Source organism: Asanoa ishikariensis, assembly GCF_900107455.1.
In the GTDB taxonomy this organism is placed as follows: domain Bacteria; phylum Actinomycetota; class Actinomycetes; order Mycobacteriales; family Micromonosporaceae; genus Asanoa; species Asanoa ishikariensis.
Map to the genome: position 1 here is coordinate 314,727 of NZ_FNQB01000005.1, position 11,886 is coordinate 326,612.

The 11,886-nt window shown below is 70.6% G+C and carries 12 protein-coding genes; 11 read left to right on the plus strand and 1 reads right to left on the minus strand.

Going from position 1 to position 11,886, the window contains the following annotated elements:
* The 9 genes from BLV39_RS38340 to BLV39_RS38380 all read left to right on the plus strand — a co-directional run bounded on the left by BLV39_RS38340 (position 1) and on the right by BLV39_RS38380 (position 10,185).
* A complete protein-coding gene (locus BLV39_RS38340) occupies positions 1-1,050 on the plus strand; it encodes an amidohydrolase family protein (RefSeq protein ID WP_090803542.1) in 1,050 nt (349 codons plus the stop codon).
* Positions 1,047-1,739, plus strand: coding sequence for an iron-sulfur cluster assembly protein (locus BLV39_RS38345; protein WP_090803544.1), 693 nt, complete (start codon positions 1,047-1,049; stop codon positions 1,737-1,739). Before BLV39_RS38340 ends, BLV39_RS38345 begins: the two co-directional genes overlap by 4 nt.
* Positions 1,736-2,761: an NAD(P)-dependent alcohol dehydrogenase gene (locus BLV39_RS38350; RefSeq protein ID WP_090803546.1), complete on the plus strand. Its 1,026-nt coding sequence runs from the start codon at positions 1,736-1,738 to the stop codon at positions 2,759-2,761. Before BLV39_RS38345 ends, BLV39_RS38350 begins: the two co-directional genes overlap by 4 nt.
* Before the next feature lie 13 nt (positions 2,762-2,774).
* Complete coding sequence (gene groL / locus BLV39_RS38355; protein ID WP_090803549.1) at positions 2,775-4,466, plus strand: chaperonin GroEL; 1,692 nt, start codon at positions 2,775-2,777, stop codon at positions 4,464-4,466.
* A 10-nt stretch (positions 4,467-4,476) separates the two neighbouring features.
* The gene (locus BLV39_RS38360) at positions 4,477-5,832 is read left to right on the plus strand and encodes an Nramp family divalent metal transporter (RefSeq protein ID WP_090803551.1); all 1,356 of its coding nucleotides are present in this window, start codon (positions 4,477-4,479) and stop codon (positions 5,830-5,832) included.
* 23 nt (positions 5,833-5,855) lie between these two features.
* Entirely contained in the window at positions 5,856-6,611 is a 756-nt protein-coding gene (locus BLV39_RS38365; RefSeq protein WP_090803554.1) for a methyltransferase, read from the plus strand.
* Between the two features lie 139 nt (positions 6,612-6,750).
* A complete protein-coding gene (locus tag BLV39_RS38370; RefSeq protein WP_090803556.1) occupies positions 6,751-7,413 on the plus strand; it encodes a hypothetical protein in 663 nt (220 codons plus the stop codon).
* 13 nt (positions 7,414-7,426) lie between these two features.
* Positions 7,427-9,523 (plus strand): sensor histidine kinase, encoded by a 2,097-nt coding sequence (locus BLV39_RS38375; protein WP_090803558.1) that lies wholly within the window; start codon positions 7,427-7,429, stop codon positions 9,521-9,523.
* 5 nt (positions 9,524-9,528) lie between these two features.
* A complete protein-coding gene (locus BLV39_RS38380) occupies positions 9,529-10,185 on the plus strand; it encodes a response regulator transcription factor (protein ID WP_090804100.1) in 657 nt (218 codons plus the stop codon).
* On the opposite strand, the gene BLV39_RS38385 is transcribed toward BLV39_RS38380, so the two are convergent.
* Complete coding sequence (locus BLV39_RS38385; RefSeq protein WP_090803561.1) at positions 10,182-10,418, minus strand: hypothetical protein; 237 nt, start codon at positions 10,416-10,418, stop codon at positions 10,182-10,184. The two genes, BLV39_RS38380 and BLV39_RS38385, sit on opposite strands and share 4 nt — an antisense overlap.
* Positions 10,419-10,601: 183 nt before the next feature.
* Here BLV39_RS38385 and BLV39_RS38390 point away from each other — a divergent pair, with 183 nt between their 5' ends.
* Together BLV39_RS38390 and BLV39_RS38395 are read left to right on the plus strand one after the other, a co-directional pair.
* Positions 10,602-11,102, plus strand: coding sequence for an RDD family protein (locus tag BLV39_RS38390; RefSeq protein WP_090803563.1), 501 nt, complete (start codon positions 10,602-10,604; stop codon positions 11,100-11,102).
* A gap of 31 nt (positions 11,103-11,133) precedes the next feature.
* Positions 11,134-11,838: a DUF4184 family protein gene (locus tag BLV39_RS38395; RefSeq protein WP_090803565.1), complete on the plus strand. Its 705-nt coding sequence runs from the start codon at positions 11,134-11,136 to the stop codon at positions 11,836-11,838.
* Positions 11,839-11,886: the final 48 nt, after the last annotated feature.

Here is an 11,886-nt window from a genome sequence, read left to right on the forward strand (position 1 = left end):
TTGTACGAGAAGGACGGGGAGAAGTACTTCGTCGTCGACAGCCACATGCACTACTGGCAGGCGGGTCCGGAGACCTGGGTGCCCGGCGCCGAGAAATACGCCAAGGGCTGGATCGAGTGCTTCCACGCGTATCAGGGCCTCGGGCCGGCCGAGACGCACTGGCCGATCGAGAAGTTCATGTCGTACACGGAAGACGACCTCATGAAGGACGTCTTCGAGGACGGCTACGTGGACGTCGCGGTGTTCCAGCCGACGTACCTGACCGAGTGGTACCAGGACGGCTTCAACACCACCGAGCGCAACGCGGCGCTGGGCGAGAAGCACCCGGGCAAGTTCATCGCCAACACGCGGTGGGACCCGCGCGAGGGTGAGGACGGGCTCAAGAAGCTCGCCGAGAACGTCGAGCGCTACGGCTCCAAGGGCGTCAAGCTCTACACGGCCGAGTGGCGTGAGGGATCGCGCGGCTGGACGCTGAAGGACCCGGCCGCGTACAAGTATCTCGAGGCCTGCCGGGACCTCGGGATCGTCAACATCCACGTCCACAAGGGACCCACGATCTGGCCCCTGGACAAGGACGCCTTCGACGTCTCCGACATCGACCACGCCGCGACCGACTTCCCCGAGCTCAACTTCATCGTCGAGCACGTCGGTCTGCCGCGCATCGAGGACTTCTGCTTCATGGCGACCCAGGAGCCCAACGTGTACGCGGGCCTGTCGGTCGTCATCGGCGGCCTCATGCACGCCCGGCCGAAGTTCTTCGCGAAGGTGATGGGCGAGCTGCTGTTCTGGGTCGGCGAGGACAAGATGACCTTCGGCAGCGACTACGGCATCTGGGAACCCAAGTGGCAGATCGAGGGGTTCGTCGACTGGGACTATCCGAGCGACGAGTTCTCCGACTACCCCCGGGTCACCACCGCCACCAAGAAGAAGATCCTCGGGCTCAACGCCGCGAAGCTGTACGGCATCGAGGTGCCCGCGGAGTTCCAGCTCGACAGCGGCGAGGGGACCCCTGCGGCCCGAGAGGACGCCGCCCTGGTCGAGTCGCAATGACCACCACCGTCGGATCGCGCACCCTCCTCGACGCGCTCGAGGGGGTGCGCGACCCTGAGCTCGACGAGCCGATCACCACGCTCGGGTTCGTCGCGTCCGCGTCGCTGTCCGAGGACGGCGACGCGGCGGTGCATCTGCGCCTGCCGACGTACTTCTGCGCGCCCAACTTCGCGTACCTGATGGTGGCCGACGCCTACGACGCGGTGTCCACCGTGGACGGGGTGCGGCGGGCGGAGGTGGTGCTGGACGACCACTTCGCGGCCGACGCGATCAACGAAGGGGTTGCCGCGCGGGCGGGGTTCGTCGCCTCCTTCCAGGGCGAGGCGGCGGGCGAGCTCGACGAACTGCGGGTCAGCTTCCTCCGCAAAGCAGTGTTGGCCGGCACCGATCTGGTGTGCCGGCCACTCGTCGATGCGGGCTCGTCTCCGGCGGCGCTCGCGGCCATGACGTTGGGCGAGGTGCCGAGGTCGCCGGCCCTCGACCGGCTGCGCCGCCGCCGGACCGAGCTCGGCCTGCCCGCCGGCGACGACGCGGCGCTGCTGATCGACCCCGCCTCCGGGGCCACGGTCGGCGACGCGGCGGTGCCGCTGCACCTGCGGAAGGCCCGGCTGACCCGCACCAGCCTGGACGCCAACACCGGCATCTGCCGCGGGATGCTGCGGCACCGCTACGGAGTGGAGGATCGATGAAAGCCGTACGGCTGAAGGCTTACCACGAGCTGCCGGTGGTCGAGGAGGTGCCGGACCCGACCGTCAAAGGCCCGTTCGACGTGCTCGTGCGGGTCGGCGGCGCCGGCGTCTGCCGGACCGACCTGCACATCATCGAGGAACAGTGGGCCGGCGCGATGGGTGTCGCGCTGCCCTACACGCTCGGCCACGAGAACGCCGGCTGGGTGCAGGAGGTCGGCTCGGCGGTGTCCAGCGTCGCCGTCGGCGACACGGTGATCCTGCACCCGACGCCGACCTGCGGGCTGTGCCGGGCCTGTCGGGCCGGCGACGACATGCACTGCGTCAACAGCTCGTTCCCGGGCCTGTCCGGTGACGGTGGGATGGCCGAGCTGCTGCTGACCTCCGAGCGGGCGTGCGTGAAGCTCGACTCCGCGACCCGGCCGCAGGACGTGGCCGCGCTCGCCGACGCCGGCATCACCGCCTATCACGCGGTCCGCAAGGCCGTGCCGCTGCTCTACCCGGGCACCTCGGCCGTCGTCATCGGCGCCGGCGGGCTCGGGCACATCGGCATCCAGTGCCTGGCCGCGCTGACCGCCACGAAGATCATTGTGGTCGACCGCAACCCCGAAGCGCTCAAACTGGCCGAGCAGATCGGCGCCAACGAGACGGTGGTGGCTGACGGCTCGCATGTCGCCGCGGTGCAGGACCTGACCGGCGGGCGCGGCGCCGACGTCGTGTTCGACTTCGTCGCCGAGCAGGGTGCCGAGCAGGATGCCTTCGCGATGACCGCGCGGGCCGGTTCCTACTTCGTCATCGGGTACGGCGGCACCGTGCACATCCCGACCCTGGACATCATCTCCACCGAGCGGAACATCGTCGGCAACATCGTCGGCACCTACAACGACCTCGCCGAGCTCATGGTGCTCGCGCAGGCCGGCCGGGTCACCCTGCACACCCGCACGTACCCGCTGGATGCCGCGGTCGACGCGATCCAGGACCTCGATGCCGGCCGGGTCCGCGGCCGGGCCATTCTCGTGCCCTAAGGAGAGTCCCCCGATGGCCAAGGAACTGCGCTTCGGCGCTGAAGCGCGCACCCTCCTCCTCAACGGCGTCGACAAGTTGGCCGAGGCGGTCAAGTCGACGCTCGGCCCCAAGGGCCGCAACGTGATCCTGGAGAAGATCACCGGTTCCCCGGTCGTCACCAACGACGGCGTGACCATCGCACGGGAGATCCACCTCAAGGACCAGTTCGAGAACATGGGCGCCCAGCTCGTCAAGGAAGCCGCGATCAAGACCAACGACATCGTCGGCGACGGTACGACGACAGCCACGGTGCTCGCACAGGCGATCGTGCACGAGGGCATGACGGCCATCGGGGCGGGCGCGAACCCGGTGTTGTTGAAGCGGGGCGTGGATCTGGCCGTCGACCGGCTCGTCGAGCACCTGCGCGAGGTCAGCCGTCCGGTGTCCACACAGGAGGAGCTGTCGCGCGTCGCGGCCATCTCCGCCAACGACGACGACGCGGTCGGCTCGGTCATCGCGGCCGCGCTGCACACCGTCGGCGACACCGGCACCGTCACCGTCGAGGAGTCACCCCGGCACGGCATGAGCGTCGACTTCGTCGAAGGGTTCGAGTTCGACAACGGCTACCTCTCGCCGTACATGGTGACCAACCCGGCGAGTTTGGAGGCGATTGTCAACGACCCGTACATCCTGCTGTGCAGCGAGAAGATCACCAAGGTCCAGCAGCTCATGCCGATCCTCGACAAGATCATGCGGGCACCGAGGCCGCTGGTCATCGTCGCGGAGAACGTCGAGGGCACGGCCCTGTCGATGCTGGCGCACAACCACGTCAACGGCGTCTTCCAGTGCGTCGCGGTGCGGGCGCCCGGGTTCGGTGACCGGCGCCTGCACAAACTGGAGGACATCGCCGCGATCACCGGCGGCGCCGTCTACAGCCGGCACTCCGGCTTCACCCTGGAGACGATGACGATCGACCAGCTCGGCCGGGCCTCCCAGGTGCGGGTCAACGCCGAGCGCACGGCGATCATCGACGGCGGCGGGTCGGCGGAAGCGGTCGAGTTCCGGCTGACGCAGATGCGGGCCGAGCTGGAACGGGCGACGTTCGGCGCCGACGAGGACGTGCTGACCGAGCGGATCGGCGCGCTGTCCGGCAAGGTCGCGGTCATCAAGGTCGGCGCACCGACCAACGCCGAGCTCAAGGAGCTCCAGCACCGGGTCGAGGACGCGCTGTCGGCGACCCGGGCCGCGATGGCCGAGGGGATCGTCGCGGGCGGCGGCGCCGCGCTCCTGCACGCTCAGGGCACCCTGGAGGGCCTGGACCTCAAGGACGACTACGCCACGGGCGTCGAGATCGTGCGGCGGGCACTGACCGAGCCGGCGTTCCTCATCGCGGCCAACGCCGGTTACTCCGGCCACGAGGTCGTCGAGCGGATGTCGCAGCTCGGGCCCGACGAAGGCTTCGACGCACTCGAAGGCCGGTTCGGCAACATGATCGAGATGGGCATCGTCGACCCGCTGCGGGTAGCCCGCTCGGCCCTCCAGAACGGCGCCTCGGTCGCCGGGCTGCTGCTGACCACCAACACGCTGGTCGCCGAGGAACAGACACCGTGGGGCGGCAGCGCGGCGCTGATGACCGAGTTCGGGCCGCTCGACGAGGGACTGCGGCAACCGTCACCGGACTCGAGCACACCGCAGTCGCTGGGCCTCGGCCCGTCGGTCGGTTAGGACCGCACCGATGGGTCCGGTCAGGGGCGACGGCGTGCCGGCCGTCGCCCCGGCGCCCTCCGTGCCCGAGCCGGGCGCGGGGCAAGCCCTCGCCGGCGGCGCTGCGGTCCTGTCCGCGCCGGACACGGAGTCGGCGTTGCGGCAGCTTCGGTCGCGAGGCCGGCTGCGTGGGGTGGTGGCGCTGCTCGGGCCGGCGTTCGTCGCGGCGGTCGCCTACGTCGACCCGGGCAACTTCGCGACCAACTTCACCGCGGGCGCCAAGTTCGGCTACACGCTCGTCTGGGTCATCGTCGTCGCGAACCTGATGGCGATGCTCGTGCAGTACCTGTCGGCCAAGGCCGGCGTGGCCACCGGCCGCGACCTGCCCGAGCTCTGCCGTGAACACCTGCCCAAACCGGTCTCCCGAGGCCTGTGGGTGCAGGCGGAGATCATCGCGATGGCCACCGACCTGGCCGAGTTCGTCGGCGCCGCCGTGGGCCTCTACCTGCTCTTCGGCGTGCCCCTGTTCGCCGCCGGCCTGATCACCGCGGTCATCGCCTTCGCCATCCTGGCGCTGGAGCAGCGCGGCTACCGCCGCTTCGAGCTAGCGATCGTCGCGCTGCTCGGCATCGTCTTCCTCGGCTTCCTGTACGACCTGGTCGTCGTCGGCGCCCAACCCGCCGAGTTCGCCGCGGGCCTGGTGCCCCACCTGGCCGGAGGCGACAGCCTGCTGCTGATCTGCGGCATCATCGGCGCGACCGTCATGCCGCACGTGGTCTACCTGCACTCGGCCCTGACGAAGTCCCGGGTCGCCTGCCGGGACGACGGCGAACGCCGCGAGCTGCTGCGCTTCCAACGCCTCGACGTGATCGTCGGCCTCGGCGCGGCCGGCCTGATCAACCTGTCGATGCTGGTGATCGCGGCATCCCTGTTCAACGGTCGCGGCCGCTCCGACATCGACTCGATCGAGGCGGCGCACGCCGGCCTGGGTCAGATGGTGGGCGGCGGCGCGGCGCTGGCGTTCGCGGTGGCGTTGCTGGCCTCCGGCCTGTCGTCGTCGAGCGTCGGCACGTACGCCGGTCAGATCGTCATGCAGGGCTTCATCCGCCGGCAGATCCCGCTGTTCCTGAGGCGTGCGGTCACGATGGCGCCGGCCCTGGTCGTGCTCGGCCTCGGCCTGCCTGCCACCGACAGCCTGGTGATCTCCCAGGTGGTCCTGTCGTTCGGCATCCCGTTCGCCCTGGTCCCGTTGCTCCTGCTGACCCGCCGCCGCGACATCATGGGCACGTTCGTCAACAACCGCCTGACCAACGTGGCGGCCGGGACGATCGCCGCGCTGATCATCGCGCTCAACCTTTTCCTGCTCTACGACACCTTCCTGGGCTGATCCAGTTCGTAAACTTCAATGCCATGAACAGCTTCGGGTGGTACGGCGCGTTGGTCGCGCTGGAGTTCGGCCTCGCCGCCGCGACCGCCGTCGCCCTCCTGTGGATAAAGGCGCCGTACGGCCGGTACCTACGCGGAGGTTGGGGCCCGACGGTGCCCGCCCGGGTGGGGTGGGTCGTGATGGAGTCGCCCGCGGTTGTGGTCTTCATCGCTGTGTTCCTCTTCGGGTCGCACCGCACGGACCTCGTCGCGCTGGTGCTGCTTGCGATGTGGCTGTGCCACTACGTGTACCGGGACGTCCTCTACCCCGCGTTGATGCGGCCGGGTGGCCGGATGCCGTGGCTGGTCGTGGCGCTCGCGATGGCGTTCAACGTGCTCAACGCGACCGTCAACGCCTGGTGGATAGCCGACCTCGGCGGTTACGCCGATAGCTGGCTCACCGACCCGCGCTTCCTCGCCGGTGCGGTGCTGTTCTTCGCCGGGTTGGCCGTGCACGCACGCTCGGACCGCACCCTGCGCCGGCTGCGTGCGCCGGGGGAGACCGGCTATCGCATTCCCTATGGCGGCGCCTTCCGCTGGGTCAGCAGCCCGAACTATTCCGGCGAGATCGTGCAGTGGTTCGGGTGGGCGTTGGCGACCTGGTCCCCGGCGGGGTTGGCGTTCGCCGTCTACACGACCGCCAACCTGGCGCCGAGGGCGATCGACCACCACGCCTGGTACCACGAGCGCTTCCCCGACTACCCGACCGACCGACGGGCACTCGTACCCCATCTGCTGTAGCGGTCGACGCGGTAGGTAGCCCGGTCATCGGGCCTTCGCCGGGACCGGCAGGTTCGGACTTGGCGTCCCTGGTGCCTGGGACGCCGGGATCGGGAGGGTTGGACCGGACAGCTTCCGACCAACCCTCCCGGAGAGCCCGATGACGCGACAGCTCGACACCACCCCGCCGACGGCGCCACCCATGACCGTGCGCTCGCTGCGCCGGCCCGCCTGGCTCCTCGTCCTGTCTCCTCTACTGTTCGTCGCCTGGCTGGCGGCGCTGGTGCCGGTGATGTCGGCGACCGGCGTCACGAACGCGGCGGATATCCCGCCCGACCAGCTGGGGACGGTGCGCTGGGGATGGGCGATCGCTTGGCCCTTGTACGCCATGGCCGTCCTGGTCGGCGCCGCGGCGATGGCGCTGATCAACGGCCGCCTGCGGTCGACGTCGGGTCGGGCCCTGGCGACCGCCTCCCAGGTGGCGGTCGCCGGCTCGGCGATCACCGTCGTCGGCCACTTGGCGCTCATCGAACTGGCCGGCGGCTTCAGCGAGCCACGGCTGGGCGACAACGACCTGTTCGCCGCGTCGCAGGTGCTCAGCTACGCGACGATCTGGTGCGCGACCGTGGCGGTCGTCCTGTCAGGACTCGCACTTCGGAGCGGTGGCGTGCTGCGCCGCACCGGTCTCACCATCGCCATCGTCGCCGCGGTGCTGCTTCTGCTCGACGTCGCCACGCGTGGACTCCCGCCGTTCATGGTGGCCGTTTTCTGGCTCGTCGTGGGAATCGGGCTGCTGCGTCGCCGCGTACCGTCGGCAGCGTGAAGGGTCCACGACGGTGACCGCCGACGTGTCCGGCGCACCGGCAGCGACCGGATCGGCGGCGGAGGTGGCCGGCACGCGCGCGCTGCGTGCCGGCCGCGTCGTGGTGTCGATCGCCTGCGCGACGTTGCTCGTGCTCTTCGCCGTCGGAGTTGCCCTCTGGGTCGCCGACGCCGATCGCGTGCCGGAGCTGTGGACGGCGCCGGCGGGCTGGACCGCCGACGGAATCCGCGGGGTGCTCGACGGCTGGGGCGTTCCCGTCACCGGGCTTGTGGCGTACTTCGTCGGGCTCGAGGTCATGTTGGTGGCGGTCAGCGCGGCAGCGGCGTACGTCGTCCTGCGTGGCCCGCTGTCCTGGTTCCGGCTGTACCTCGCCTGGGTGCTGGTGCTGTTCGCGACGGCCGGCGGCGGTGTCCCGCTCGTGGTCGGTGCGCTCTATCCGGCCACCGCAGCCGTGGCCGAGGGTCTTCCGGGGCTGGCGTGGATGTCGCTGTTCCCGTTGGCGTACGTGTTCCCGGACGGCCGGTTCGTGCCGCCATGGAGCCGCTGGCTCGCCGCCGGCTGGGCGGTGTGGTTGGCGGGGGTCCTCGTCACCGGCTCGTCCGGCGAGAGTCCGATCGAGGTCGGCACCCTCCTGCTGCTCTTCGCGAGCTGCGTCGCCGCCCAGGTTTACCGCTACGCGCGGGTGTCCGGTCCGGTGCAGCGGGTCCAGACCCGTTGGGTGCTCTACGCGTTGGCCCTTCGGTTGCTCTACAACGTGGTGCTGCTGCTGACGCCGGTCGGTGCCGTGCAGGCTGAGCGGACGCCGCGCGGGCTCGCGACGTACGCCGTGCTGATGCTGGTGAGCTATCTCGTCGCAGCCGCGCTGCCCGCGGCGATCGCCATCGCGATCATTCGGCACCGCCTCTTCGACATCGACGTCGTTATCAATCGCACTCTCGTATGGACGGTTCTGACCGGGTTCGTCGTCGGCGCCTACACGGCGGTTGTCGGCGGAGTGGGCGCCCTGTGGCGCGGCGGCGGGCTGACTCTGCCGCTGGTCGCCACCGGACTCGTGGCGGTCGCGTTCAGCCCGGTGCGGGAGCGGGTGCAACGGCGCGTCGACCGACTGGTCTACGGCGAACGGCACGACCCGTACGGTGTACTTTCCGCGCTGGGGCGGCGGCTGGCGGTCATCATGGCGCCGCACGCGGTGGCTGACTCCATTGTGGAGACGATCGCGCGAGCACTCAAAGCGCCTTATGTCGCGCTGACCGCCGAGCCCGACGGCGAGGTCGTGGCTTCGGTCGGGATATTGGTGTCTGATGTGGAGCTCTTTGTGCTTCGGCATCGGGGTGTGACGCTGGGCCACCTCGTCCTGAGCGCCGGCGATCGGCTCACCAGCACCGACCGGCGGTTGCTCGCTGATCTCGCCGACCACTGCGGCGCGGCGCTGTTCGCCGACCGTGAGTCCGCCCGCACCCGGCGCCTCGCGACCGACCTTCAGCTCGCCCGGCAACGTCTCGTCAACGCCCGTGAGGAGGAGCGGAGGCGGATCCGCCGCGACCTGCACGACTCGCTCGGCCCGGCACTGGGCGGGCAGGCACTGACGATCGACACCGCCCGCGCGCTGCTGGCCAGCGACCCGAGCGCCGCCGATCGCCTGCTGCGCGACCTCAAGGACCAGACCCAGGAGAACCTGGCCGAGGTGCGGCGGTTGGCGCGCCGGCTCCGACCGCCGGTGCTGGACGAACTCGGCCTGACCACGGCGCTCCGGCACGTCGGCGACCGCTACGGGCACGACGGGCTCGTGGTCGATGTCGACGTCCCGGAACTACCGGAGCTGCCTGCGGCGGTCGAGGTGGCCGCCTACCGGATCGCCCACGAGGCAATCACCAACGTGGTCCGGCACGCCGACGCCCGGGCATGCCTCCTGCGCCTCGCGGTCGCCGGTGCGACGCTGTGCGTGGAGGTCCGCGACGACGGGTGCGGCATCGCCGCGGATGTGCCGGCCGGCGTCGGAACGGCGTCGATGCGCGAGCGGGCCGAAGAGCTCGGCGGCACGCTGGAGATCACCGACGCGGTCCCGGGCACGCTGGTCCGGGCCCGGCTGCCGCTGCCGACGACGGAGTGACCACGATGGATCTGATCCGCATCTTGCTCGCTGACGACCATCCGGTGTTCCGCTACGGCATTCGCGCCGTGTTGACCTCCGACCCGCGCTCGGACCTGGTCGGGGAGGCCGGCACCGGCGACGAGGCGGTGGCGAAGGCTCTCGACCTGGCTCCGGACGTGGTGCTTATGGACCTGACCATGCCTGGCCTCAACGGCGTCGAGGCGACGCGGCGCATCATGGCGGCCCGGCCGCGGACCAACGTCCTGGTGGTGACGATGTTCGACGACAGCGCCTCCGTCCTCGCGGCGGTCCGGGCCGGGGCACGCGGCTATCTGGTCAAGGGCGCGGATCGGGACGAGGTCCTGCGCGCCGTCCACGCTGCGGCCGCCGGCGAGGCGATCTTCAGCCCAGCCGCCGCCCAGCACCTGGCGGCGCACCTGACCGCACCCGCGGCCACGCCGGCGCGGCCCTCCTTTCACGGGCTGACCGGGCGCGAGCACGAGATCCTGGTGCTGATGGCATCGGGGCTGACCAACACGGCGATCGCGGAGCGCTTCCGGCTGAGCCCCAAGACGGTCCGCAACTACGTTTCGACGATCATCGCCAAGCTCGACGCCGCGACCCGCGCCGAGGCCATCGCGCGCGCCCGCGCGGCCGGCATAGCCGAGCCGCAGCGCTAGCCTGCGGCAGCCACGATCATCATGACCAGGCCGGCCGCGGTCACGGCCACGCTGATGACCAGGAACGCCGGGTTGTGGGTGCTCCACCAGCGGATGCGGGGCTGGACGCAGCCCGGCACCTCCTCGATGCGCACGACCCGCAGGGCGAACACGTTCAGGGTCGCCGTCAGGATGCCGAGCGCGCCGAGCCCGGCCACCGTCTCGGCGGCCTGCGCGAACGTCGTCGGCTCCATCACCGCATCACACCGCGTGTCGGCATCGTCTTGTGTCTCATCCTGAGACACCGAGACGCGTTTGTCTCGGCCCACACCCGATCGGGGGATCGTCCACCGACATCGGCTCGATCAGCCTCGCCGGCCGGTACGGTGTCGCGGCGCCCACTGTTGGTGACCGCCAGGACGAAGGACCCGAAACCGATGACCGAACCCCCCGCCGGCTACCGGCCACCGCCGTCCTATGGGGAGCAGGTGTCCGCGCCGTCCTACCCACCGCACCAGGCCACCCGCGCCGATCTGCAGCCGTACGCCGCGCCACTGCCGTACCCGCAGCAGTCGTACCCGATGGCCGGTCAGCTCGTCTCTCCCGGCGGCCGCCTCGGCGCGGCACTGCTCGACGCACTGTTGATGCTGGTCACGCTGTACATCGGCTGGCTCGTCTGGTCGGTGGTCACCTGGTCGGAAGGTCAGACGCCCGGCAAGAAGCTGCTCGGGCACGTGACCGCCGACGCCAACACCGGCCACCCGCTCGACTGGGGCCAGATGGCCATGCGCGAGGTCTGCGTCAAGGGCCTGGTCGGCTGGCTGCTCGGCATGCTCACCTGCGGCGTGTACGGCCTGGTCGACTCCTTCATGGTCTTCGGCGACCGGCAGCGCACCCTCCACGACAAGATGTCGAACTCGGTCGTCCGGCACGTGTGATGCGCGGGGTGGCTACCCTGCGCCGGTGCCGATGACCTTCCCGTCCCATCCCGCCGGCATCCTGCCGCTCAAACTGTGGCGCCCGCGGTGGTGGGACGGCGTCGCCCTCGTGCTCGGCTCGACGACACCCGATCTCGCGTACCTGCTGGACGGCTCCGGGCTGCCCGTCTGGCCCTTCTCCCACCAGCTCGTCGGGCTGGTCTTCTGGTGCCTCCCGCTGACCCTGCTCGGCTGCGCGCTGGTCCGCCGCGCCGCGCCCGTGGTCGCCGCCCAACTCCCGGCGGGTGGGCGGTTCGCCCTGCGTGACTACGGCGCGCTGCGGTTCTCCGGCCACCCGTGGCACGTCACGGCGGGCTCGGCGCTGGTCGGTGCGGCCAGTCATCTCGTCCTCGACGCCGGCGAGCAACGGTTTCCGGCCCTGGAGTACCCGGGGTACCTGGTCGGCGCGATCGTGATGGTCTGGCTCGCGCTCGTCATCGGCCGGCAAAGGCTCGTGCGGCGCTGGCACGGCGACCCGCCAGCGGCAGCCCGCCGCCCGGCGCTCTTCTGGACGGTCACCGCGGTGGTGGCCCTGCCGGGCATCGCGCTCACCCCGTTCCTGCCGGCCGCGTTCCTCTTGCACACCAGCGGCGTGCGGGTCCTGACCGCACTCGCGGTCGGCCTGTTGGCGGCCGCCCTGGTGACCACCGCGACCGACGACCGCAAATGGGAAGCGGCGCCCGGCAATCTCACCTAACCTCGCCAGAAGCGCCGACACCTGACACGAAGAGGAGAACGGCCATGC